This is a genomic window from Bradyrhizobium sp. (genome assembly GCF_035273305.1).
Lineage (GTDB): Bacteria > Pseudomonadota > Alphaproteobacteria > Rhizobiales > Xanthobacteraceae > Bradyrhizobium.
The window spans coordinates 1-21979 of sequence record NZ_DATEPI010000274.1 but is presented as its reverse complement, the minus strand read 5'-3'; the positions used below and the strand labels follow the sequence as shown (position 1 = coordinate 21979).

The following is a 21979-nucleotide window of genomic DNA, read 5'->3' as shown; positions in this document are numbered from 1 at the left end:
GGTCCCGTCGCTCGTGTCGCGCCAATCGTGCTCGGTGGGCTCTTGCTGTTCGCAACGGGCGTGCTGGCAGCAGCTGCAGCCGGCAAGATTGGGCGCACCAGACCTTCTAGCCCGCGATTGAGCCGATAGCGACAGATTGGTGTTCAGCGCAAGATGTGGGGCGCTTACGCGGCTCCGATGAACGAGGCATGCCCGATACGCGGTTTGACGTTCTGAGGTGTCCACGTGGCGACCACATCGCCTACGGCTCGAGTTCAGTATCCCAATATAGATAATCGAGCCAGCTCTCGTGCAGGTAATTCGGCGGGAAAAGTCGGCCGTTGCGATGCAGCTGATGCACCGTCGGCGCGAATGGCGCCTGCCTCGGGAACATCCGCGCCTGCTGCGGCGTCAGATTGCCTTTGCGCAGGTTACATGGCGAACAGGCCGCGACCACGTTTTCCCACGTGGTCTGACCGCCTTTGCTGCGCGGGACGATATGATCGAACGTGAGGTCATCGTTAGCGGAGCAGTACTGGCAAACAAAGCGGTCGCGCAAGAACACATTAAACCGTGTGAAGGCGGGATGCGTCGTCGGCTTCACAAAGGATTTCAGCGACACCACGCTTGGAAGCTGGATCTCAAACGACGGGCTACGCACCGCGCGATCGTAATGCTCCACGATGTTGACGCGGTCCAGGAACACCGCCTTGATCGCGTCCTGCCATGACCAGAGCGATAGCGGGTAATAACTGAGCGGCCGGAAATCCGCATTCAGCACTAGCACCGGCCAACCGCCTTGCGACACGTGCGCGTTCAAATAACGCTCCTGACTCCCATCATTAGCTGCGAAGCAGCGTCAGTTCACATACTACAGGCAGCATGGCGGGATTGTGAAGGGCATTGGCGGGCCTATCGGTAGTCCCTGCCGGCTTGCGTGATCGTCGCGAAGCCCGCTAAAGCTCGTCGTGGCACGTTTCGGCCGCATTACGGACGCAACCCGGATGCTCACCTCTGCCCGCTATATCGAGGCGCCGCGTCGGCTGCGGGCATTCGTTCGTGCTCATGAAGCCAGCCTTATCGTGCTGGCGGCGCTGGTCGGAACCATTGGCGGTCTGGTGGTGGCCGCGATGAGCGCGCTTGTCGAAGTGCTGCATGTGCTGCTGTTCAACCTCGAAATGGGCGACCGGCTCTCGAGCCAATTCAGGATCGAGCCATGGCGCGCGTTGCTCGTTCCGAGTCTCGGCGGATTGCTTCTCGGTTTCGCGTTTCTGTTGCTGGTGCGGTGGCGGCCGGCGAGAGAGGTTGATCCGATCGAGGCCAACGCCCTGCATGGCGGGCGCATGTCGTTTCGTGGCAGTGTTATCGTTGCCTTGCAGACGGTGTGGTCCAGCGGCGTCGGCGCGTCGGTTGGGCTGGAAGCGGGGTACACGCAGCTCAGCAGCGGGCTTGCCGCTTCACTGGGCCGCGGATTTCATCTGCGTCGCGCCGATCAGCGCATCATGGTGGGCTGTGGGGCCGCGGCGGCCATCGCCGGTGCCTTTGGCGCGCCGCTCGCCGGCGCGTTTTATGCGTTCGAGTTGGTGATCGGAGGCTATACGCCCGCCAGCCTGACGCCAGTCGGCGTTGCGGCCGTGACCGGATATTTTGTCGCCCACGCCTTCACGGTGTTGTCGTTGGGCGTTGGCGTCGGTCCGGTCGGAGATGTGCTCGGACGCGATCTTGCCATCGCATCGTTGCTCGGCATCCTGTCGGCGCTGTTTGGCATAGCTATCATGCGCGGCGTGGCGCTTTGCGAAACCCTGTTGGCGAAGATCCGCCTGTGGCCGCCGCTGCGGCCGGCGCTCGGCGGTCTCGGCGTCGGCGCGCTGGCCCTGATGTCCCCGCAGGTAATGTCCTCGGGGCACGGGGCGCTGCATTTTGCCGGCTTCGTTTCGATTCCGCTGGCGGTAGTCGCGATCATGTTCATCCTCAAAGCAATCGCGTCGGTGATATCGCTGGGCAGCGGTTTTCGGGGCGGCTTGTTTTTTGCAACGCTGTTTCTTGGTGCACTCGGCGGCCATCTGTTCGCCGGCGGCTTTGACGCGATCTGGCCCGGCCTTAAGCTCAATCCGAACGTCTATGCGATAATCGGCATGAGCGCGCTGTCGGCCTCAGTGGTCGGCGGCCCGCTGACAATGTCCTTCATCGCGCTGGAATCAACCGGCAATCTCTGGCTCACCACTGCCGTGCTGGTCGCGGTCATCATCTCGACCCAGATCACCCGCGAACTGTTCGGCTACTCGTTTGCAACGTGGCGATTGCACTTGCGCGGCGAAACCATCCGCAGTGCCGCCGATGTTGGATGGATTCGCGAACTTACGGTGCGAACCATGATGCGGCAAGACGTGTCGACCGTGAATGCCAGTACGCCGATCGAGGAATTCCGCAAGAAATTCCCGCTCGGATCGAAGAACCAGGTGATCGTGGTGGACGGCTCCGGTCGTTATGCCGGCTTGGCGCTGGTGGCCGATGCCCATGCTCCTGATGTCGAGCCCGCGAAGGGGCTGCTTGGCATCGCGCACTTCCGCGACGTCGTGCTGCACCCCGGCATGAACATCCAGGAAGCGATCGCGGTCTTTGATGCGGCGGAAGCAGAATCGCTTGCGGTGGTCGACAGCGATGGCGAGCGCCGGCCGATCGGTGTTCTCAGCGAAGCACACGCCATGCGCCGCTATGCGGAGGAGTCCGAGCAACGACGCCGCGAGGTGATTGGCGAGATCTGAGGATGAATCATATCTTTTCCAGCTTCTGCAGACAGCGAACAATCGCGGGCATCGGCGTGTCCGGAAAGCTGGTTTTCCAATCGGTAACGCCGACCTCGCCGACATAAATATCACCTCTGGAATCCAGCGCGATGCCGTGCGGCGCGAGGAATTTTCCGGTTTCGAGACCGGGGCCGTTTTCGCCACCCAGCCGCGCGATGCGCTTTCCGCCCGCATCCACGATGCTCAGGCGCGGACCGAGATTTGGCATCTTGCGATTGACCGGCATGCCTGGACCAAGCTCGCCGATAACAAAATTCGGCTGACGCCCACCGCAACAATACAGGGCGCAGGGCCGGTGAAGATGATTCCACTGCGCCTCGTATTGGCCGTTGCCATCGAATACCTGGACCCGGTGGTTCTCGCGATCGGCGACATAGACCCAGCCATCGGCATCGGTGACGATGTTGTGCACGATGTTGAACTGGCCGGGGTCGGTGCCGGGCTCGCCCCAACTCTTGATGAGTTTGCCGTCCGGCGTGAATTTGTGGATACGGGCATTTCCGTAGCCGTCGGAGACGTAGATCTCGCCTTTCGGCGAAAGTGCCGTGTGAGTGCAGCGGTGGAACGGCTCACCGCTCATAAACGACGTCGGCTGGTTCGGAATGCCGATGGTCAGCAGCACCTTGCCATCAGGCGAGCATTTGCGCACCGTGTGGTCGCCGTCGTCGGTGCAGTAGAGGTTATTGTCAGCGTCGATGTGTAGTCCGTGCGCGCGGGTGAACAAGCCTTCGCCCCAGCTCTTGATGAAATTACCGTCGCGGTCGAACACCACCATCGGGTGGGCGCCACGATTGAAGACATAGATGCGGTCCGTGCTGTCGACCGCGACCGAGGCGACATCCGTCAAATTCCAGTGTTCGGGCAGTTTCGCCCAGTCCTCCAGCACGCGATAACGGTGCTCGCCCGAGCCTAGAATGACGGCCATTCCTGATTTCTCCTGACAGCGCTGCTACTTTCGCGCTTTCCGCGCCTGTAATGAGGTGATGAATATTTCAGACAAGAGCAGCGTCAGCTTTCGGTGCGCGCGCGACGCGCGGCAATAATCCAACCTCGATCGCTTTGATTTGCAGCGCCAGATATTTCGAATTGATGCGGCACTGCGCCAGGCTGCCGGCAATGAACCAAAGTCCAGGCTGTGCGGTCCGCGTGTACATGTTACGCAATTCCTGTCCCTCGCCGAATCCCCAGATCGGCCCGACCCGCTGAGCGACCTGCTGCCCGAAGAGTTTCCGGACCAGATATTCCTGGCCCTTGTAGCCGGTTGCCAACACGATCAAATCGGCCTCCAGCTTCTCGCCGCCCTTCATCCGCGCGCCGTTGGCGACAAAAGATTCGATGTCTGAGAACTGAATCAATCTGATCTCGCAGCGAGCGACCAGGTCAGAGCACCCAACGTTGAAATAATAGCCGCCGCCGCGGGTGAGATACTTGAACTGCCAGCCGGTCCCGCCGTCGCCGAAATCAAGCTTGAATCCGACCCGCGCCAAAGCCTCGAGCAACTCGTGATCCAGCTTCCTCGATTGTTCGGTGATCATGACGTGGCTTCGCTTCGCGAGCGCAAGCGGCATCGAAGTGGCGATCAGATCATTGTCTTCCAGTGTTCCCTCATTATACGCAGCATAGGCCAGCTGCGCCGATGGCTCGATGTTAGTGATCAGGGTCGAACTACGCTGGACCAGCGTCACCTTGGCTCCGCTCGAATGCAGATCCTGCGCGATGTCGTGCCCGCTGTTACCGGTGCCGATCACGATTGCGCTTTTGCCGTTCCAGGGCTCCCCATCCCCATACTCACTGGAATGCAAAAGCATCCCGGTGAAGCTTTTCAAGCTTGGAATGTCCGGCAGGTTGGGAATGCCGCTGACGCCGGTGGCCATTACCACATGGCGTGGGTGCATTTTGCGCGTGCTGCCATCGGCGCGGCGCAGCACCACCGACCAGCGCCCTTTGGTCTCGTCGTATTCGCCGCTCTTGAATTCGGTAGCCGTCCAGAAGTTGAGCTCCATCGCATCGACATAGGCCTCGAACCAGTTGGCGAGCTTGTCTTTTGGGATATAGACCGGCCAATTGGGCGGGAACGGCATGTATGGGAGATGATTGACCTGCACCTGGTTGTGCAGCGTCAAGGCGTGATAGCGCTTTCGCCAGTTATCGCCGATGCGCGGTTCGCGGTCGACGATGAGCGTGTCGATCTGCAACTGCTTCAATCGCGCTGCAATCGTAAGTCCGGCCTGGCCGCCGCCGACCACGATCACGTCGGGATCGCGGTCAGCGTATTCGGCGGCGGCTTTTCGCAGATCGAGCCAATTGGGTCCGCGAAAGTCGCGGGAGTACGACTGGCCGCGAGGCCGCGATGATTCCAACGGCTCCTCAAAACCTTTCAATTCGTCAAGTGCTGTCAGCAGCGTCCAGGCTTTTAGCCGGCCGCCGTCCGAGGTGTCCGGGATTAGCCGCAGAATACCGCTGCCGCGCCCAATTTTTGTTTCGAACTTGAAGATCGCTTCAATCGTCTCGATGCCGGCGCGGGTTACGCGCCGCGGGGCGGCCCGCGTGGGGTCGATCCTGAAAGCACCCGGCCCGACGCGGCCGGCATGAACTCCGAGATTTTGCAAAATTGCATCGGCGCCGGTGATGGTCTGGAGATTCCAGGTCAGCGCCAACACGTCTCGCCAATGGCTGTCCGGATGGAACAGCGATTTCAGCAGCGGCTCGTCGGGTGTTGTCAGCGCCTTTTCGAATTGCGCTAGCCAATCCTCCGCAGGCGTCAAAACATCGTCGATTCTGTCGAGCATTTGCGTGTTCTCGCACCGGGCTCTTTTTGCCGCATTCTTTTCTTTCGAAAAATCTATACCGTTTGCAGCTGCGCAGAAAGGCGCGTTATGAGCACGGCAGCATGCTCACCGTCGCTGGTCTTGGCCCCCGACAACGCCTTCACGTTTTTTGATCGCCCTGTAATAAGACCACCACAGATGCGCCGCAGCACCTCGCAACGGCCGCCACGGTTCCGCGATCGGCGCCATCTGTTTCGCGGTGGGCCGCGTGTTCAATCCGAGTCCGATTTTAACGGCCTCCTGGACCGCGAGATCACCGGCCGGCCAAGCGTCGCCGTGACCGAGGCAAAACAGCAGATACACGTCGGCGGTCCATGGGCCGATGCCATGCAGCGCCGTCAGGGTGTTATGCGCGGCGTCGGCGTCTTCGTTCGCAAGCACGTCGAGGTTCAACCGCTCCGAGGCGATCTCGCGCGCGAGAGCCTTCAGGGTCTTGATTTTTGCCGCCGATAATCCAAGCCGGCCCAGCCGCTCCGCGCGAGCCTTGCGCAGCGTATCGTGGTGAAATGGATCGAACGCGGCGCTGACGCGAGACCAGATCGCAGCAGCGCTCGCGGTCGACAATTGCTGGCCGCAAATGATCGCGGCCAGCCCAGCGTAACCGGGCTCACGCCGCCGCAGCGCCGGCATGCCCGCGATCTCGAATATGGGCTTCAGTCGCGGGTCCTGTTTCACCAGCGCGTGGATGGCGTCTTCAAGTTCGGCTTGGGTATTGAGGTGCAGGATCATTGGCAACTAAAACCATCATGTCCCGCGAAAGAGATCAATGCCACCCGTCTTCCGCTTTGCGCCCAGCCCGAACGGTTATCTGCACCTGGGTCATGCCTATTCGGCGCTGCTCAATTTCGATTGCGCACGCGCAACGGCAGGGCGGTTGCTGCTGCGCATCGAGGATATCGACACTGTGCGATGCAGGCCGGAGTTCGAGACCGCGATTTATGAAGACCTCGCATGGCTTGGGCTCGCCTGGGAAACCCCGGTGCGCCGACAGTCCGAACATTTAGGAGAATATAGGGATGCAATCAAAAAGCTTGCGGCCCAAGGTCTGATTTATCCGAGTTTCGAGAGCCGGGCCGAGATTGCAAAGCTGGTAGCCGAGCGGGAAGCCATCAGCCCTTGGCCGCGCGACCCCGACGGCGCACCGATCTATCCTGGCGCTGCGAGATCGCTCGCGGCTGAGATCCGCGAACGATTGATACGGTCGGGTATCCCCTATGCGCTACGGCTCGACATGGCCCGGGCATGCTCGCGTGCCGGCGAGCTCAACTGGTTCGAACGCGGTAGCGGCCCCGACGGGCAAACCGGCCTTGTCCGCGCGTGTCCGGAAGCCTGGGGCGATGTTATCCTTGCGCGCAAGGAAACGCCTACCAGCTACCACCTTTCCGTCGTGATGGATGACGCCTTGCAGGCGGTGACGGAGGTGGTGCGCGGTTCGGACCTGTTCTGGTCGACAAGCGTTCACCGGCTGCTACAGGCGTTGCTGGAACTGCCGCAGCCCCGCTATCGACATCACCGGCTCGTACTCGATGACTCCGGGCACAAGCTCTCAAAGTCCACTGGTTCAACCGGTTTGCGTGAGCTTCGGGCGAAAGGTGTGACCGCTCGGGAGATCCGCAGCCTGGTAAGTCTGCCGTGATCGCGTCGCGACCTAGCGCGATTAGAAGGGGAAAACCGCTTGGCACGTGACTCATTGAGCGCGGCCATGGCATGGTGCGATCGCTGGGGTCAGGGGAGTCATGGCGGCAAAATCGCGCTCTCAGCGCACCACCCGGTCGGCGAAATCCCGGCCGTCGAAAAGGCGCGCGCCCAGTTCTGCGGCCGGCAAAGCTCGCAAGCGAGCCGCGAAGCCGGTCGAGCCAGGTGTTGTCGAGATGGCACTAGCGGCATTTGCTCATGAGGTTCGCACGCCGCTGACGGGGATTCTTGCGATCAGCGATCTCCTGGCAACATCGGACCTGGATCAACGCGAACGGCGTTGGGTCGATACCATCAAGGCCGGGGCGGAACATCTCGCCAGTCTCGCGACAGTATTTGTCGATGCCGCCCGAAAAGGAAGCGCCGCGGCAATGCGGCAGGATGTGTTCGACCTGCGAGCATTGGCGCGCAGCGCGGGCGATTCGTTGGCCGGCAGGGCGACGGCGAAGGCTTTGCAATGGCGCGTCGATATTTCCGACAAGCTGCCGGTGCTGGTGGTTGGCGATGCCGTACGGCTGCGGGCCGCACTTGAGAACCTCATCGATAATGCCGTTAAATTCACTGAACAGGGCGCGGTCGCCATGTCGGTCGACCCGATCGGCCGCGCCTCAAAAGGCAAGGTCGGGGTCGCGTTCGCGGTTTCCGACAGCGGCATCGGAATTACGCTGAAGGAGATCAAGCGCCTGTTCCGGCCGTTCTCGCAGGCGAATGTCAGCATCGCATCTCGGTTCGGCGGCGCCGGGTTGGGACTTTCATCCGTGAAACAGATCGCACGCTCGATGGGCGGCGACATCGTCGTTGCGCCGCGACGCGGGGGCGGAACAACCTTGACCCTGACCGTCAACTTGAGCCGCGCCGAAGCGAGCGCGAGCGGTGCTGCGCGTTCGGATGCTGCGCCGTCGGTGCCGCCGGGCCGCGCGCTGCGGATCCTTGGCGTCGAGGACAATCCGTTCGGCCGGGTCGTGCTCAATACGATTTTGACCGAACTGGGTCATCAGGCGGAATTCATAGGACGCGGCGAAGCCGCAGTACAACGCATCTCGCAAACGGCCTTCGATGCCGTGCTGATGGACATGGTGTTGCCAGGGATTTCCGGAATCGAAGCCATCAGGCGAATTCGCGAGCTTACTCCGCCGCTCGGCCGCATTGCCATCATTGGCCTATCCGGCCGTGGTGAGGACGAGCCGGCCGCTCGCGCCGCCGGTGCCGATGCATTTCTGCTCAAGCCTGTAAGTCCAAGGGCGCTAGCGACTGCGCTGCTTGAAGCGACACGCCGTGCGGCAGTCGCGACTTGATGATCGCCGCGTTCAGTTCGCCGCCATACACGAAGATCGCCGCAATAAAATAAAGAAACACCAACGCGATGACGACGGACGCAAGCCCGGCATACATGGTGACGTAGTTGTTTGCGAAGCGTGCAAGATACTGGCCGAATACGATGCACGACACCAGCGAGGCGACCATCGTGAAGATAATCCCCGGCAGGATCTGCAGAAATCCCCGACGGCCCGCTGGCAGCCAAGCATGTAGGATAAACAGCGCCACCGTAAGTGCCCCCGTGGTGATGCCATAGCGTGCAACGTTGAGAAAATGCTCATTGCTTTCGACGACGAGCGGGATGTGACGACGGGCGGCTTCCAATATCAGCGGGCCAAGTACGATCAGGAACGCCATCGCAAGCGCCGTGAATGCGGCAACCAGTGTGTAGCCGATCGATTCCAGCCGCAGCCAGTACCAGCGCCGCGGCTCGATCACCGAGTAGGCTCGGTTCAGCCCAACCCGCAGGCTTTCGACGCCGTTCGAAGCGAAATACACCGCGAGTACGACGCCGATTGTCAGCGCATCGCCGCGAGTCGTCGTCAGCACCTCGTGAATCTGCCCCGACAGCGAGTCGGCCACCTGTTTAGGCCAAACCTGCAGCATCAGCCCCGCCGCCTGGTCGGCGAGTTCCTTTGAACCAAAGAATCCTGCCAATGACGTGAGCACGATCAGAAACGGAAACAGAGCCATCAATGCAGACAGGGCGATGTGGCTGGCAATCGCCCAGCCGTCATCGGCGAGAAACGTGTAGAACGCGTCGATCAGGATCAGACAGACGTTGCGAAGCTGCCTCACATTTCACCTTGGCCAACAGAAAACGATTCATTCGGCGGACCGCGCTACCTTCTGATATTATTCAACTAAAAGCCAGATCATTGCGTTTGCCCTGATGCGATGGCGAACCGTTGCGGGCGGTGTTATGTACGGGAATGGCCTCATTCCTGAGCACGATCATTCTTCCCGTCGCGGTCGGCGCTGTCACGCTGGTACTATTGCTGGGACTCCTGAACATGATGCGCGGCGGATCGCCGAACCGCTCGCAGAAGCTGATGCAAATGCGGGTGCTGCTGCAATTCGTGGCGATTGTCATCACCATGCTCGCGGTCTGGGCGATGGGGCATTGAAGGAGACGGACAATGGTCGTCCTAAATCGCATTTACACCCGAACCGGCGATGACGGCACCACCGCGCTCGGCACGGGTGAGCGCCGCGCCAAATACGATCCGCGCATCAGCGCGTATGGAACGGTTGACGAGACCAACGCGGCGATCGGCATTGCGCGACTCCACCTCGGCGAGGCCCGCGAACTCGACGCCATGCTCGGATTGATCCAGAACGATTTGTTCGACCTTGGAGCCGATCTCGCGGTCCCACATCGTGAGGACAAAGCTGAACGGCTGCGGGTGCTGTCGAGTCAGGTCGAGCGCCTCGAGCGCGACATTGATACATTGAATGCGCCGCTGAAGCCATTGAGCTCATTCGTGCTGCCGGGAGGCACGCCAGCGGCGGCCTACTTGCATCTAGCGCGCACGATTTGCCGCCGGGCGGAACGGATCATGGTGGAACTCGCGGCCAAGCCCGATGAGACGGTCGGCGCTGCCGCGATCCAGTATATGAACCGGCTGTCGGATTTTCTGTTCGTCGCCAGCCGCGCGATGAACGACAACGGTGCCGGTGATGTGCTCTGGGTCCCCGGTCAGAACCGCTGAAGCCTCTGTCTGGGCCGATTTTTGGCGCTCGCGCGTTGACCGGGGTTGGCCGGACCTTTAGGTTCCGCGCCCAAGCTGATCCAACCTGAATTCATGCGAAAGAGGATCGATGAAGGTTCTGGTGCCGGTAAAGAGGGTGGTCGATTTCAACGTCAAGGTCCGCGTGAAGAGCGATGGATCGGGCGTCGAACTGTCCAACGTCAAGATGTCGATGAATCCGTTCGATGAAATCGCTGTCGAGGAGGCCCTGCGGCTCAAGGAAGCCGGCAAGGCAACCGAAATCGTGGTGGTGTCGATCGGGCCTGCGCAAGCGGCCGAAACCATCCGGACCGGGCTCGCGATGGGCGCCGATCGCGGCATTCTGGTAAAGGCCGAAGGCAACGTCGAACCGCTCGCGGTCGCAAAGATTCTCAAATCCATCGCCGACGAAGAAAAGCCCGGCCTGATCGTTCTCGGCAAGCAAGCGATCGATGATGATTCCAATCAAACCGGCCAAATGCTGGCGGCCCTGCTCGGGTGGTCGCAGGCCACCTTCGCCTCGAAGCTTGAAGTCGATGGAACCGATTTCAAAGTGACGCGCGAAGTGGACGGCGGACTGCAGACCTTGAAACTCAAGGGGCCGGCGATCGTAACGACCGATCTGCGGCTGAATGAGCCGCGCTACGCCAGTCTGCCCAACATCATGAAGGCAAAGAAAAAGCCGATCGCCGAGAAGAGCGCAGCCGATTACGGCGTCGATCTCACCGCGCACCTCGAAATTCTCAAGACATCCGAACCGCCCGGCCGCAAGGGAGGCGTCAAAGTCAAGGACGTCACCGAGCTGGTATCGAAACTCAAGAATGAAGCCGGGGTTCTCTGATGGCCACCCTTTTGATTGCCGAACACGAGCACGCAAACCTGAAGGACTCGACGAACAAGGCGCTTACGGCTGCGAGCCAGCTTGGGGCCGAAGTCCATGTCCTTGTCGCGGGTGGTGGTGCTGGCACCAGAGAGGCGGCGGAGGCCGCAGCTAAACTCGCCGGTGTCAAAAAAGTGCTATTGGCCCAGGGCGATGCCTATGCTCACGATCTGGCCGAGCCCCTTGCTGCCCTGATCGTAGCGCTGGCGCCATCATACGATGCGTTCGTCGCGCCCGCGACATCACGTTTCAAGAACGTCATGCCGCGCGTGGCAGCGCTGCTCGACGTCATGCAGGTTTCCGAGATCATCAAGGTGATTTCGCCCGATACTTTTGAGCGGCCGATCTATGCTGGCAACGCCATCCAGACCGTCAAATCCAGGGATGCCAAGAAGGTGATCACGGTGCGGACGTCGACTTTCGCCGCGACTGGGGATGGCGGCAGCGCGCCGGTGGAAAACGCGGCATCAGCTGCCGACCCCGGCCTTTCGACTTTTGTTGGCGAGGAAGTCGCCAAGAGCGATCGGCCTGAACTCGCGTCGGCGAAAATCATCGTTTCCGGTGGACGCGCAATGCAGAGCCGGGAGAATTTTGCCAAATACATCGAGCCGCTCGCCGATAAGCTCGGTGCGGGTGTTGGCGCCTCGCGCGCGGCTGTCGATGCCGGATATGCGCCGAACGATTGGCAAGTAGGTCAGACCGGCAAGGTAGTGGCGCCGGAGCTCTACATCGCGATCGGCATTTCCGGTGCGATCCAGCATCTTGCCGGCATGAAGGACTCCAAGGTGATCGTCGCGATCAACAAGGACGAGGATGCGCCGATTTTTCAAGTCGCCGACTATGGTCTGGTGGCGGATCTGTATCAGGCGGTTCCGGAGTTGACTGAGGAACTCGGCAAGCTCGGAAAATGAACGGGATCGAAACGTGTTTCTCGGCAAGGCTGCAGGGCGCGCTTCGCGTCGGAGCAGGCGCAACTAAAGGTTAAGAGCATTTTTCAAAAGAAAATGCTCTGGCGGGATTCCGGCCGGTGTTATGTAGGAGAGGGGCAGGCGTGGGACGCGCGTGGCTCCGGTGAGATGAAGATGGCGGCTATGATCAAGAAAGTGGGCGTGATCGGCTCGGGCCAAATGGGCAACGGCATCGCGCATGTGGCTGCGCTGGCCGGACTTGACGTGGTGCTCAATGACGTGTCCGCCGAACGCCTGAAATCGGCAATGGCGACTATCAACGGCAACCTGTCACGGCAGGTCGCAAAAAGGATTATCACCGAAGAAAACCGTAAACAGGCGCTGGGAAAGATCGTATCGAGCGAGACCATGGATGGTCTTGCCGATTGCGACCTGGTCATCGAAACCGCGGTGGAAAAGGAAGAAGTCAAGCGCAAGATCTTTCACGATCTCTGCGCGGTGCTGAAACCGGAGGCGATCGTCGCCTCGAATACCTCTTCGATTTCGATCACACGCCTCGCCGCCTCCACCGACCGGCCCGAACGCTTCATCGGCATTCACTTCATGAATCCAGTGCCGTTGATGGAGCTGGTGGAACTGATCCGCGGCATCGCTACCGACGACGCCACCTTCGACGCGGCCAAGGAATTTGTGACGAAGCTCGGCAAGCACATAGCGGTTTCCGAAGATTTTCCAGCCTTCATCGTCAATCGCATTCTGCTGCCGATGATCAACGAGGCGATCTACACGTTGTATGAAGGAGTCGGCAACGTCGAGGCGATCGATGCGGCGATGAAGCTGGGCGCGCACCATCCGATGGGACCCCTTGAGCTTGCCGATTTCATCGGGCTCGACACCTGTCTGTCGATCATGCAAGTCCTGCACGAGGGGCTGGCAGACTCCAAATATCGGCCTTGCCCGCTGCTGGTCAAATATGTCGAGGCCGGGTGGCTCGGCCGCAAGACGCAACGGGGCTTCTACGATTATCGCGGCGATAAACCGATCCCCACGCGCTAGTCTCCTCAATTCTTGCAGGCCTGAAGCGCGACACTTCCCGTTAACCTTTTCACCGCTACCGTACCTCGCACGGAGTATGCGTGATGGACACGATGAGCCTCGTCAGCAGCCTGCTTGGCTCTCCGGCCGGCAACACCCAGGTGCAGGTCGCCGCGGCCATCCTGAACTCTAACGCCAGAGCAGAGAGATCCGCGGTCTTGACGCTTTTGGGCGCGGCCTCGCAAGACAGCTCGCTCGCCAATGTGGGCGCGGGCATCGGCGCGAATCTGAACGTCACGGCGTAGCCCCGGATCAGCTCGCGTAGATCGGACTTAGCCTAAAAGCCGGCTGCGATCGGCTGCAGAGCCGCCGTGACCAGCTTGATGGCGTCCTCACTGGCCCACTCGGCAGGCCCAGCGATGGTACCGATCTCGCACCCTTGAGGGTCGACCAGCACCGATGTGGGCATGCCCAAGGCACGGCCTATCGCTTTAAGGTCCTGAAAAACCTTCGCATTCTGATCGCTGAAATAGCCCAGTCTCGTCAGATTGGCCTCTTTGAGGAAGTTCTTCGGCTTTTCGGGGTCGCGGGTATCAATGTTGATGGCGACCACCTGGAAACTCGGACCGCCCAGCTTGGTTTGGAGGCGATCCAGGGCGGGCATTTCCCTGCGGCATGGCACGCACCAGGTGGCCCAAAGGTTGACCAACACCGTGCGCCCCCGCCAGTCGGAAAGCTTTTTCGGTTTGCCCTCGGCATCCTCGAAGGCGAGGTTCGGCAGTCGCAAGGGCGCGGTTGCCATGGTTAGGGCCGCAACCTCGCCGTGCGCCAATGGAGCGAGCTTGCCGGCAAGATCGACCGCTCCACGGCAGGCCGGATCGCCGGTTGTACTACGATTGAGCCCGCCAATGCCGTACACGCCGGCAAGGCCGATCAGTGCCCCGATGACGACCGTCCCGATTGCGACCGGAATCCGCCGCATCGGGGCAGGGGAAGATGAGGGCAGTTCAGGCATATCGTTTGTCATCCTGTATCAGATACGGCTATGCAGAGCCTGCGCAACCGCCGGTTTGGGCCGGTCGCAGGCAAAGCCTTCGGCGCGGCGGAGTGACGACGAGGGCTGGTCGTGAGCAACAGATGTCATGAGTAAGAGATCATGAGCAACAAGATGTGGGGCGGCCGGTTCACAGAGCACCCCGATGCGATCATGGAGGAAATCAACGTCTCTATTGACGTCGATCGTCAGCTTTATGCCCAGGATATCGCCGCATCCAAGGCTCACGCTGCGATGCTCGCCGAGCAAGGCATCATCAGCGCCAAGGATGAGAAAAATATCAAATCCGGTCTAGACACGATTTCGTCAGAAATCGCCAACGGATCTTTCGAATTCAAGCGGTCGCTGGAGGACATTCACATGAATGTCGAGAGCCGGCTTGGTGAGCTGATCGGGCCCGCGGCGGGCCGGCTGCATACCGCGCGCTCGCGCAACGACCAAGTGGCGACGGATTTTCGTCTGTATGTACGGGATTATCTCGACGCGACGGATGCCGCGCTGGCCGCTTTCCAGCGCGCGCTGGTGGAGCGGGCGATCGAGCATGCCGGCACCGTGATGCCAGGCTTCACGCATTTGCAGACGGCCCAGCCGGTGACGTTCGGACATCACCTTTTGGCCTATGTCGAGATGACGGCGCGCGACCGCGGTCGCTTTGCCGATGCGCGCAAGCGACTTAACGAATCTCCGCTTGGAGCGGCGGCCCTGGCGGGCACCTCTTTTCCGATCGATCGTGATGCGACGGCAAAAGCGCTCGGCTTTGGCCGGCCGATGGCCAATTCGCTCGATGCGGTTTCCGATCGCGATTTCGTGCTTGAAACGTTGTCGGCTGCCGCAATCGCCTCCGTGCACCTGTCGCGTTTCGCCGAGGAAATTGTGGTCTGGACCTCGCCGCTCGTCGGGCTGCTGCGATTGAGCGACAAGTTCACGACCGGCTCCTCGATCATGCCGCAGAAGCGTAACCCCGATGCTGCCGAACTCGTTCGCGCCAAAACCGGTCGCGTCATCGGCGCGTTGACCGCGCTGCTGATCGTGATGAAAGGCCTGCCGCTCGCCTACCAAAAGGACATGCAGGAGGACAAACAGGGCGCGATGGAAGCGTTCGGCGCTCTCAGCCTGGCCATACGCGCGATGACTGGAATGGTGATGGACCTGGTGCCGGACGAGAGCCGGATGAAGGCCGCCGCCGGAGAGGGCTACGCCACCGCTACCGATTTGGCGGATTGGCTGGTGCAAACCCTTAAAATGCCGTTCCGTGATGCCCATCACATCACCGGGCGCATTGTGGCGGCCGCCGCAAAAGCCGGCGTGCCGCTGCACCAGATGCCGCTAAAGGACATGCAGGCAATCGAGCCAAGGATTACGAGCGCAGCTTTAGTCATGCTTTCTGTAGAAGCTTCAGTGAAAAGCCGCAGCAGCTATGGCGGGACCGCGCCGAAAAATGTGCTGGCGCAAGCGAAAGCTTGGCTGAAGCGGCTCGAAAAGGAGCGGAAATTGGGCTGACGGAAAAATTTCGTCGCCGTTTCCGCAACTTCGGCCTCTCGCCAGAGAGAGGCAATCTTTGTATGGTGCCGGCGCATTGGGGATTTTGCCGTGAATCGCAGATACAGCCCGAAATCTTCGGGATGGGCCATCATCTTTTTGAGCGCGGCCATGCTCGCGCTCGGAGGCTGCGGGCGCAAGGGCACGCTTGACCTTCCGCCCAACACGCCGCCGGAAGCGGCAGCCGCGGCCCAGCGGGATGCGGACCACGAGCCGGCTGCGAGCAGGCCAAGCGTATTCAATCCGTATTACGGGACCGATGCGCCGCCGGCCGCGACGAAAGGCAGCAAGAAATCCTTTATCCTCGACCCGCTCCTGAATAGTAACTGAGCCCGCCATGAATCACTTCGAGTACCGAAACGGCGTGCTGCACGCCGAGGCGGTGAATCTGATCGATCTGGCGGATGCGGTCGGAACGCCGTTTTATTGCTATTCAACCGCGACACTCGAGCGGCATTACCGCGTGTTCGGCGAGGCTTTTGCGGGCACCAACACGCTGATCTGTTACGCTCTGAAGGCGAACTCAAATCAGTCGGTGCTGCGTACGCTTGCGAAGCTCGGCGCCGGGGCCGACGTGGTTTCAGGCGGCGAGTTGAAGCGCGCGATCGCCGCCGGCGTTCCGCCGGAGAAAATACTGTTTTCGGGCGTGGGCAAAACCGAAGCCGAATTGCGCGCGGCATTGGCGGCTGACATTCGCTGCATCAACGTCGAATCCGAACCTGAACTTGAATTGCTGTCGCGGGTGGCGACCGAGCTCGGCCGCAAGGCGCGGATTTCGGTGCGCGTGAATCCGGACGTGGATTCCGGCACCCACGCCAAGATTTCGACAGGCAAATCCGAAAACAAGTTTGGCGTGCCGCTTACTCGTGCACGCGCGGTCTATGCTCATGCGGCAAAACTGCCGGGAATCGAACTCACCGGCGTGGACGTGCACATCGGCAGTCAGATCACGGATCTGGTGCCGCTGGAGGCAGCGTTCAGAATCCTGGCCGAATTCGTGCAAACGCTGCGAGCTGACGGCCATACCATATCGCATGTCGATTTCGGCGGCGGCTTGGGCATCCCCTATCACGCCGATCGCGAAGCACCGCCGGTGCCTGCCGCGTATGCCGCGATGGTAAAGCGCGTCACCCATAATCTCGGCTGCACGCTGATGTTCGAGCCAGGTAGGATGATCGTCGGTAACGCCGGCATCCTCGTCACGCGTGTGATCTATGTGAAGCACGGAGAGGCCAAGAACTTTATTGTCATCGACGCTGCGATGAACGATCTGATCCGCCCCACGCTCTATGAGGCGCATCACGATATCTTGGCGGTCCGCGAGGTTGCGAAAAACGCTCGGACCATCGTTGCCGACGTGGTTGGACCGGTCTGTGAAACCGGCGACTATCTCGCGCTCGGCCGGACCATGCCTGAACCCAAGTCCGGCGATCTCCTTGCGATCATGACCGCTGGCGCATACGGCGCGGTTCAGTCCGGCACTTACAATACCCGGCCGCTGGTGCCGGAAGTGCTGGTCAAGGATGATCAATACGCTGTTGTGCGGCCCCGGATCGAAGTCGATGCCCTGATTGCGCTGGACAAGCCCGCGCCGTGGCTGTGAGCGGCCGAAGCGCATCGGTCGCGGCAGGAACTGCACGTAACAGCGCACGCCGGCGCTAGGTTTTTGTGCCTCCCACCACCACGCCTGCGGCTTTTTCAATCGGCTTGATCGCCGAGGTGAAATCGGACTCCGCGCCCATTTCGCGGATCACAACTTCCCACAGACGCCCGACCGCTTCGGCGACTTCCAATGATAGTCCAAGCGCTTTGGCTTCCTCGAGACAGAGCCGCACGTCCTTTACCATCAGACCGGTCGCGAAACCGAAGTCGAACGTGCGTGGGAGGATCGAGCGCGGAAACTTGTCGCGACTGGCCGTGTTGAGCCCGGACCCTGAGTTGATCACGTCGATCATGACTTTGGGATCGAGTCCGGACTTGACGCCCATCACCACCGCTTCGGAAGTGGCGACGACGGCGGTCGCGGACAACAGATTGTTCGCCAGCTTCATGGTCTGCGCCGAGCCGGGCTTCTCGTCGATGAAGAACACCTTGCCAATGACACCCAGCGCCGGCTTCACCACCTCGAAATCCGGTTTTGGGCCGGACACCATGACGGCGAGCGTTCCGTTCTCGGCGCCACCGACCCCGCCGCTCACGGGGCTGTCGAGCTGCACGATGTCGCGTTTGGCCAGCATGTCATGGATGCGCACGGCCATGTGTGATCCGACCGTGGAAAGATCGACGAAGCGCTTGACGCGCTTGCCTTCGATCACGCCGGCTGCTCCGGTGGCAACCTCGAGCGAAGCCTGCAGCGAGGGCAGACTCGCCATCACCGTCTCGGCGCGATCGGCGACCTCTTGCGATGAGGAGGCGCCCTGCGCGCCGAGCGCGACCAGCTTGTCGATGGCCTCCTTGCGCTGATCGAACACGACCAGTTGATGTTTTGCTTCGATCAGGCGGCGGGCCATCGGAAAGCCCATGTTGCCGAGGCCGATGAATCCGATCTGCATCTGTTTAGCCCTCAGCCTTTGTCCAATTCGGCGAACACCTCACGTGCGATCCGGAAGCTATCCACGCCGGCCGGTATGCCGGCATAGATCGCCACCTGCATGAAGATTTCGCGAATCTCGTCCTTCGTGACGCCGTTCACCAGCGCGCCTTTGATATGCACCCGCAACTCGTGCGGCCGGTTCAGAATCGAGATCATCGCGAGATTGAGCATGCTGCGGGTTTTGCGGGGCAGCTCCTCACGACCCCACACCGCGCCCCAGCAATATTCAGAGACGAGTTCCTGGAATGGCCGGTTGAAATCGTCCGCATTCTTCAGCGCGTTGGAGACATAAGCCTCGCCGAGAACCGCTTTGCGAATTTCCAGTCCTTTATCGTGGGTTTTCTTGTCCATAATGTCTCCTTGTGGTTTTCCTTGACGCGCGGAAGCCGGACGTTACGAGGTCGCGGGGGTGCAGTCACGCCTTCGTGTTATGCTTCGATCAGGATGCGGATTACTCACCGGAACGGCTGCCTCAGTGCCGCCGTTGTGCTAGGTTTCGCTTCGGAAACCCGGAGAGTTGATTGAGCGGAGCTAACCTCGAGCCCTCAGAGTCAGCACGCAGCCACGATGCCCTTTCAGGGCTGAAATTGGCACAGGCGCTGCAGCGGGCGAAATATGCCATCGCGTGGGAGCGAAGCTGGCCGCATCTGGCCCGGCTGCTGACGATCATCGGACTATTTCTGGTGGTGTCCTGGGCCGGAGTGTGGCTGGCACTGCCTTTTATCGCGCGCGCCGCCGGTCTCACCCTGTTTGTGATCGCGGCGCTGGGCGCGATCTTTCCGCTGATCAGGTTTCGTTGGCCGAGCCGGGAAGAGGGCCTGAGCAGGCTTGACCGCGGCTCTGGTATCCGGCATCGCCCTGCCACCGCGCTCACAGACACGCTGGCTACGCAAGACGCGTTTGCGCAGGCGCTGTGGCAGGCGCAGCGTGAGCGCACCCTGGCATCGCTGAAGCGAATCCGCGCCGGTCTGCCTTCACCGCGGCTGCCGATCCACGATCCGTGGGCACTGCGAGCGTTGGTCGCGGTGATGCTGGTCGCGGCCTATGTGGCCGCTGGCGATGAGCGCATGCTGCGCACCCAGGCGGCGTTCGACTGGAATGGCGTGCTTTCACCGGCCAATATTCGGATCGACGCCTGGGTGACGCCACCTCTTTATACGGGCAAGCCGCCGATCATTTTATCGGCTGCAAACAAGGATGCCGGCGTCCCGACTGCAGGGCCGTTGCCTGTTCCGGCGGGCAGCACTCTCATTGTTCGCTCAAGCGGCAGTACGCTCGATGTACTCGCCGGCGGCGGAGTAGCGGAGGCCCAACCAGCCGAGCAGGCGCCGAAAGGGACCAACGAGCGGCACTTCATCATCTCCGGCGACGGCACCGCGCACGTCCGGGCACCGTCCGGTCAGCCGCAATGGAGCTTCAGCGCCATTCCGGACCGAGCCCCGGTCATTTCGCTCGCCAAAGATCCGGAGCGTCAGGCTCGCGGCTCACTGCAGTTGTCGTACAAGCTTGAGGACGACTACGGCGTCACCGACTCCCAGGCACATTTCGCGATACGCCGAGGCGATGCCCAACAAGGCACGTCCGAGAACGGCTCGGCGGAAGCGCGGCCCTTGTTCGACCCGCCGCAATTTTCACTGGTGCTCCCGAATGCGCGGACCCGCAATGGCGTTGGGCAGACCGTCAAGGATCTCAGCGAAGACCCGTACGCTGGCGCCGAGGTGACACTGACTTTGACCGCCAAGGATGAAGTCGGCAATGAAGGTCGGAGCGAACCGTTCAACATGCGGCTGCCCGAACGCTTGTTCACCAAGCCGCTCGCGCGGGCGCTGATCGAACAGCGGCGGATTCTCGCGCTGGATGCAAATCAGAATTCGCAGGTCTATGCAGCGCTCGATGCGCTGATGATAGCGCCAGAATTGTTTACGCCGGATGCCGGCCAATATCTCGGGCTCTACAGCGTCGCGCACCAGTTGGAAGCCGCCCACGGCGATGCCGCGCTGCGCGAAGTTGTCGCCAGCCTCTGGGCGCTCGCGGTCACGATAGAGGACGGCGATATCACGGACGTGGACAAGGCGTTGCGCGCGGCTCAGGACGCGCTGAAGCAGGCTCTGGAGCGTGGCGCCAGCGACGAAGAAATCAAGAAGCTGACGGACAAGCTTCGCGCCGCGCTCGACAATTTCATGCGTCAGCTTGCCGAACAGCTCCGCAACAATCCGCAGCAATTGGCGCGGCCGCTCGATCCCAACACCAGGGTGATGCGCCAGCAGGATCTCGAGAACATGATCGAGCGGATGGAGCGGCTGTCTCGGTCCGGCGACAAGGAAGCCGCCAAGCAATTGCTCGAACAGCTGCAGCAGATGCTCGAAAATCTTCAGATGGCGCAGCCCGGCGACTCCGGGGACGGCGACATGGAACAGGCGCTGAACGAGCTTGGAGACATGATCCGCAAGCAGCAGCAACTGCGAGACAAGACGTTCAAGCAGGGCCAGGATTCCCGGCGCGATCGGATGCGCGGCAAGCAGGGCGATCAGAGCATGGGTGACCTGCAGCAGGACCAGCAGGCTTTGCGCGATCGGCTGAAGAAACTGCAGCAGGAGCTTGCGAAGCGCGGCATGGGGCAAGGCCAGCGTGGCGAGCGGGGCCAACAAGGAAAGCCGGGTGAACAGGGCGAACAAGGCGATCAAGACGGCGATGGCGAGGACGGCCTCGGTCAAGCCGACTCGGCAATGGGTGACGCCGGTAGCAGCCTGGGCGAGGGTAACGCCGACGCAGCGGTGGATTCACAGGGCAAGGCTCTGGACGCGCTACGCAAGGGCGCTCAAAGCCTTGCACAGGCGATGCAACAAGGCGAAGGCCAGGGACAGGGCGCCGGTCCGGGAATGCGCGTTGGCCGTCAACAAAACGGCGGCAATCAGACCGATCCGCTGGGGCGGCCGCTCCACGGGCGCGAATTCGGCGACGATTTCACGGTAAAGATTCCTGGCGAAATCGATGTGCAGCGGGCACGGCGCATTCTGGAGGAACTTCGCCGCCGCCTCGCTGATCCTCAGCGTCCGCAGCTCGAGCTCGACTACATCGAGCGCTTGCTGAAGGATTATTAAATCGCGCCCGTGTTGGTTGCCGCTTGGGCCAAGCCGTTTTCGCGCGCGCCTAGCGCAGCAGAGACGGCGGCCCGGATACCGGCCACCGAAAACGGCTTGGTAATGACGTCATGAATAATGGCCTCGAGACCGTGGGCGCGTTCTCGTTGATCAGCAAAGCCGGTCATCAGCAGTATCGTCAGCTCGGGAAAATCACGCGCCGCCGCGAGCGCCAACGCGATCCCATCCATTACAGGCATCTTGATATCGGTTAGCAACAGGTCGTACGCGCCGCCTTCGCGGTTGAGAACTTCGAGGGCCTCCGCGCCGTCTTGCGCGACAGCAACATTGTGGCCGTCCATTGCGATGGCGCGCGCCACCAGCATGCGCATTGCTTCTTCGTCGTCTGCAATCAACACGCGCGCCATGAGGCCTCCAGTCCAAAAAAATGAGATGGTTCACGCGCTGCCATTGGCCATATCTCGCTTGTTGAAGAAACGCACATCGATACTGCGTCCTTCCGGAGGCGGTGAT

22 protein-coding genes are annotated in these 21979 nt (G+C 61.1%); 13 read left to right on the top strand and 9 right to left on the bottom strand.

Annotation, left to right across the window (positions count from 1 at the left end):
- Window positions 1-241: 241 nt before the first annotated feature.
- On the bottom strand, window positions 242-799 hold the full coding sequence (locus tag VJV58_RS18285; protein ID WP_324138773.1) for an HNH endonuclease: 558 nt from the start codon (window positions 797-799) through the stop codon (window positions 242-244).
- A gap of 184 nt (window positions 800-983) precedes the next feature.
- Between VJV58_RS18285 and VJV58_RS18280 the strand changes: the two genes are divergently transcribed.
- Window positions 984-2744 (top strand): chloride channel protein, encoded by a 1761-nt coding sequence (locus VJV58_RS18280; protein ID WP_324138772.1) that lies wholly within the window; start codon window positions 984-986, stop codon window positions 2742-2744.
- 7 nt (window positions 2745-2751) lie between these two features.
- On the opposite strand, the gene VJV58_RS18275 is transcribed toward VJV58_RS18280, so the two are convergent.
- The 3 genes from VJV58_RS18275 to VJV58_RS18265 all read right to left on the bottom strand — a co-directional run bounded on the left by VJV58_RS18275 (window position 2752) and on the right by VJV58_RS18265 (window position 6343).
- Window positions 2752-3711 carry a peptidyl-alpha-hydroxyglycine alpha-amidating lyase family protein gene (locus tag VJV58_RS18275; protein ID WP_324138771.1) on the bottom strand — a complete coding sequence of 320 codons (960 nt, stop codon included), beginning with the start codon at window positions 3709-3711 and terminating at the stop codon, window positions 2752-2754.
- 67 nt (window positions 3712-3778) lie between these two features.
- Entirely contained in the window at window positions 3779-5575 is a 1797-nt protein-coding gene (locus tag VJV58_RS18270) for an NAD(P)/FAD-dependent oxidoreductase (protein WP_324138770.1), read from the bottom strand.
- Window positions 5576-5680: 105 nt separating this feature from the next.
- On the bottom strand, window positions 5681-6343 hold the full coding sequence (locus VJV58_RS18265; RefSeq protein WP_324138774.1) for a DNA-3-methyladenine glycosylase 2 family protein: 663 nt from the start codon (window positions 6341-6343) through the stop codon (window positions 5681-5683).
- Window positions 6344-6380: 37 nt separating this feature from the next.
- On the opposite strand from VJV58_RS18265, the gene gluQRS reads away from it, so the two are divergent.
- The gene (gluQRS, locus tag VJV58_RS18260; protein WP_324138769.1) at window positions 6381-7250 is read left to right on the top strand and encodes a tRNA glutamyl-Q(34) synthetase GluQRS; all 870 of its coding nucleotides are present in this window, start codon (window positions 6381-6383) and stop codon (window positions 7248-7250) included.
- 100 nt (window positions 7251-7350) lie between these two features.
- The gene (locus tag VJV58_RS18255; protein WP_324138768.1) at window positions 7351-8604 is read left to right on the top strand and encodes an ATP-binding protein; all 1254 of its coding nucleotides are present in this window, start codon (window positions 7351-7353) and stop codon (window positions 8602-8604) included.
- Here the strand turns inward: VJV58_RS18255 and VJV58_RS18250 are convergent.
- Window positions 8531-9424 carry a YihY/virulence factor BrkB family protein gene (locus VJV58_RS18250; RefSeq protein WP_324138767.1) on the bottom strand — a complete coding sequence of 298 codons (894 nt, stop codon included), beginning with the start codon at window positions 9422-9424 and terminating at the stop codon, window positions 8531-8533. The genes VJV58_RS18255 and VJV58_RS18250 overlap by 74 nt on opposite strands.
- 134 nt (window positions 9425-9558) lie before the next feature.
- On the opposite strand from VJV58_RS18250, the gene VJV58_RS18245 reads away from it, so the two are divergent.
- The 6 genes from VJV58_RS18245 (at window position 9559) to VJV58_RS18220 (ending at window position 13484) form a co-directional block, all read left to right on the top strand.
- Window positions 9559-9753 carry a twin transmembrane helix small protein gene (locus VJV58_RS18245; protein ID WP_324138766.1) on the top strand — a complete coding sequence of 65 codons (195 nt, stop codon included), beginning with the start codon at window positions 9559-9561 and terminating at the stop codon, window positions 9751-9753.
- 12 nt (window positions 9754-9765) lie between these two features.
- Window positions 9766-10338 (top strand): cob(I)yrinic acid a,c-diamide adenosyltransferase, encoded by a 573-nt coding sequence (locus VJV58_RS18240; protein ID WP_324138765.1) that lies wholly within the window; start codon window positions 9766-9768, stop codon window positions 10336-10338.
- 109 nt (window positions 10339-10447) lie between these two features.
- Entirely contained in the window at window positions 10448-11197 is a 750-nt protein-coding gene (locus VJV58_RS18235) for an electron transfer flavoprotein subunit beta/FixA family protein (RefSeq protein ID WP_324138764.1), read from the top strand.
- Window positions 11197-12147 (top strand): electron transfer flavoprotein subunit alpha/FixB family protein, encoded by a 951-nt coding sequence (locus VJV58_RS18230; RefSeq protein WP_324138763.1) that lies wholly within the window; start codon window positions 11197-11199, stop codon window positions 12145-12147. The genes VJV58_RS18235 and VJV58_RS18230 overlap by 1 nt, the downstream gene beginning before the upstream one ends.
- A 171-nt stretch (window positions 12148-12318) precedes the next feature.
- The gene (locus VJV58_RS18225; RefSeq protein WP_324138762.1) at window positions 12319-13200 is read left to right on the top strand and encodes a 3-hydroxybutyryl-CoA dehydrogenase; all 882 of its coding nucleotides are present in this window, start codon (window positions 12319-12321) and stop codon (window positions 13198-13200) included.
- Between the two features lie 83 nt (window positions 13201-13283).
- Window positions 13284-13484: a hypothetical protein gene (locus tag VJV58_RS18220; RefSeq protein ID WP_324138761.1), complete on the top strand. Its 201-nt coding sequence runs from the start codon at window positions 13284-13286 to the stop codon at window positions 13482-13484.
- A gap of 32 nt (window positions 13485-13516) precedes the next feature.
- Here VJV58_RS18220 and tlpA read toward each other — a convergent pair whose 3' ends face one another.
- Complete coding sequence (tlpA, locus tag VJV58_RS18215; RefSeq protein ID WP_324138760.1) at window positions 13517-14206, bottom strand: thiol:disulfide interchange protein TlpA; 690 nt, start codon at window positions 14204-14206, stop codon at window positions 13517-13519.
- A 129-nt stretch (window positions 14207-14335) separates the two neighbouring features.
- On the opposite strand from tlpA, the gene argH reads away from it, so the two are divergent.
- The 3 genes from argH (at window position 14336) to lysA (ending at window position 17375) form a co-directional block, all read left to right on the top strand.
- Entirely contained in the window at window positions 14336-15733 is a 1398-nt protein-coding gene (gene argH, locus VJV58_RS18210; RefSeq protein WP_324138759.1) for an argininosuccinate lyase, read from the top strand.
- A 90-nt stretch (window positions 15734-15823) separates the two neighbouring features.
- Window positions 15824-16102 (top strand): LPS translocon maturation chaperone LptM, encoded by a 279-nt coding sequence (gene lptM / locus VJV58_RS18205; RefSeq protein WP_324138758.1) that lies wholly within the window; start codon window positions 15824-15826, stop codon window positions 16100-16102.
- Window positions 16103-16109: 7 nt separating this feature from the next.
- Window positions 16110-17375, top strand: coding sequence for a diaminopimelate decarboxylase (gene lysA, locus VJV58_RS18200; RefSeq protein WP_324138757.1), 1266 nt, complete (start codon window positions 16110-16112; stop codon window positions 17373-17375).
- A 55-nt stretch (window positions 17376-17430) separates the two neighbouring features.
- Here lysA and VJV58_RS18195 read toward each other — a convergent pair whose 3' ends face one another.
- Window positions 17431-18324 (bottom strand): NAD(P)-dependent oxidoreductase, encoded by an 894-nt coding sequence (locus tag VJV58_RS18195; protein ID WP_324138756.1) that lies wholly within the window; start codon window positions 18322-18324, stop codon window positions 17431-17433.
- 11 nt (window positions 18325-18335) lie between these two features.
- On the bottom strand, window positions 18336-18716 hold the full coding sequence (locus VJV58_RS18190) for a carboxymuconolactone decarboxylase family protein (protein WP_324138755.1): 381 nt from the start codon (window positions 18714-18716) through the stop codon (window positions 18336-18338).
- 170 nt (window positions 18717-18886) lie between these two features.
- Between VJV58_RS18190 and VJV58_RS18185 the strand changes: the two genes are divergently transcribed.
- The gene (locus VJV58_RS18185) at window positions 18887-21466 is read left to right on the top strand and encodes a TIGR02302 family protein (protein WP_324138754.1); all 2580 of its coding nucleotides are present in this window, start codon (window positions 18887-18889) and stop codon (window positions 21464-21466) included.
- Here VJV58_RS18185 and VJV58_RS18180 read toward each other — a convergent pair.
- Window positions 21463-21873 carry a response regulator gene (locus tag VJV58_RS18180; RefSeq protein WP_324138753.1) on the bottom strand — a complete coding sequence of 137 codons (411 nt, stop codon included), beginning with the start codon at window positions 21871-21873 and terminating at the stop codon, window positions 21463-21465. The genes VJV58_RS18185 and VJV58_RS18180 overlap by 4 nt on opposite strands.
- Window positions 21874-21979 lie beyond the last annotated feature (106 nt).

Coding starts and splice junctions, on each gene's coding strand:
- VJV58_RS18195 (WP_324138756.1), bottom strand. CDS start 18,324: ATGCAGATCGGATTCATCGGCCTCGGCAACATGGGCTTTCCGATGGCC.
- VJV58_RS18190 (WP_324138755.1), bottom strand. CDS start 18,716: ATGGACAAGAAAACCCACGATAAAGGACTGGAAATTCGCAAAGCGGTT.
- VJV58_RS18265 (WP_324138774.1), bottom strand. CDS start 6,343: ATGATCCTGCACCTCAATACCCAAGCCGAACTTGAAGACGCCATCCAC.
- VJV58_RS18235 (WP_324138764.1), top strand. CDS start 10,448: ATGAAGGTTCTGGTGCCGGTAAAGAGGGTGGTCGATTTCAACGTCAAG.
- VJV58_RS18255 (WP_324138768.1), top strand. CDS start 7,351: ATGGCGGCAAAATCGCGCTCTCAGCGCACCACCCGGTCGGCGAAATCC.
- VJV58_RS18230 (WP_324138763.1), top strand. CDS start 11,197: ATGGCCACCCTTTTGATTGCCGAACACGAGCACGCAAACCTGAAGGAC.
- VJV58_RS18245 (WP_324138766.1), top strand. CDS start 9,559: ATGGCCTCATTCCTGAGCACGATCATTCTTCCCGTCGCGGTCGGCGCT.
- VJV58_RS18275 (WP_324138771.1), bottom strand. CDS start 3,711: ATGGCCGTCATTCTAGGCTCGGGCGAGCACCGTTATCGCGTGCTGGAG.
- tlpA (WP_324138760.1), bottom strand. CDS start 14,206: ATGACAAACGATATGCCTGAACTGCCCTCATCTTCCCCTGCCCCGATG.
- lysA (WP_324138757.1), top strand. CDS start 16,110: ATGAATCACTTCGAGTACCGAAACGGCGTGCTGCACGCCGAGGCGGTG.
- VJV58_RS18225 (WP_324138762.1), top strand. CDS start 12,319: ATGGCGGCTATGATCAAGAAAGTGGGCGTGATCGGCTCGGGCCAAATG.
- VJV58_RS18240 (WP_324138765.1), top strand. CDS start 9,766: ATGGTCGTCCTAAATCGCATTTACACCCGAACCGGCGATGACGGCACC.
- VJV58_RS18220 (WP_324138761.1), top strand. CDS start 13,284: ATGGACACGATGAGCCTCGTCAGCAGCCTGCTTGGCTCTCCGGCCGGC.
- argH (WP_324138759.1), top strand. CDS start 14,336: ATGAGCAACAAGATGTGGGGCGGCCGGTTCACAGAGCACCCCGATGCG.
- VJV58_RS18270 (WP_324138770.1), bottom strand. CDS start 5,575: ATGCTCGACAGAATCGACGATGTTTTGACGCCTGCGGAGGATTGGCTA.
- VJV58_RS18280 (WP_324138772.1), top strand. CDS start 984: ATGCTCACCTCTGCCCGCTATATCGAGGCGCCGCGTCGGCTGCGGGCA.
- VJV58_RS18180 (WP_324138753.1), bottom strand. CDS start 21,873: ATGGCGCGCGTGTTGATTGCAGACGACGAAGAAGCAATGCGCATGCTG.
- gluQRS (WP_324138769.1), top strand. CDS start 6,381: ATGCCACCCGTCTTCCGCTTTGCGCCCAGCCCGAACGGTTATCTGCAC.